A 258-nucleotide genomic window follows, 5' to 3' on the forward strand; every position below is an offset into this window, starting at 1 on the left:
AGGGCGTTCTGGATAACAGCCGTGCCGATGTGAGTTTCCTGGCGGGCATGGTCGTGGATAAATTCCTGTACCACCAGCCCCTGTATCGCCAGCATCAGCGTCTGGGCAGTAACGGGGTCACCGTCAAGTCGCCCCCTGGCTGACCCAACTCACTCACGCTGCCCTGGAACTGCTGCGCCCCATTCACCAGGCTCAACTGGAATCCATTCGCACCTCTCGGGTCATCACCATGGATGAAACTCCAGTCAAAGCCGGACG

At 59.3% G+C, this 258-nt stretch carries 1 pseudogene; it reads left to right on the forward strand.

Going from position 1 to position 258, the window contains the following annotated elements:
- A pseudogene (locus IV91_RS17650) lies at nucleotides 1-258 on the forward strand (IS66 family transposase); the annotation flags it as partial.

This window comes from Ferrovum myxofaciens, assembly GCF_000735045.1.
GTDB classification, from domain to species: domain Bacteria; phylum Pseudomonadota; class Gammaproteobacteria; order Burkholderiales; family Ferrovaceae; genus Ferrovum; species Ferrovum myxofaciens.